Genomic DNA, 296 nt, shown 5'->3' on the forward strand with positions numbered 1-296 from the left:
CATCCTCATCACCGGCGGCACCGGCACCCTCGGCAGCCTCCTCGCCCACCACCTCGCCGACCAAGGCCACACCCACCTACACCTCACCAGCCGAAGCGGACTCCAGGCCGAAGGCGCCGACCAGCTTCGCCAGGAGCTGACGGACCTAGGTGCGGACGTCACCGTCAGCGCCTGCGACATCGCTGACGCCGACCAGTTCGCCGCGCTGCTGGAGACGGTCCCTCACGCTCACCCGCTGACGGCCGTCATCCACACCGCCGGCGTCGTCCAGGACGCCACGCTGGGCAATCTCTCGC

Annotated in this window: 1 protein-coding gene; it reads left to right on the top strand. The window is 70.3% G+C overall.

What is annotated here, in order from left to right:
* On the top strand, positions 1 to 296 hold a 296-nt coding region (locus tag IH48_RS34100), incomplete at both ends, for an SDR family NAD(P)-dependent oxidoreductase (RefSeq protein WP_037844308.1).

Origin of the sequence: Streptomyces sp. NRRL F-5126 (genome assembly GCF_000721265.1) — a bacterium.
Classification (GTDB): Bacteria; Actinomycetota; Actinomycetes; order Streptomycetales; family Streptomycetaceae; genus Streptomyces.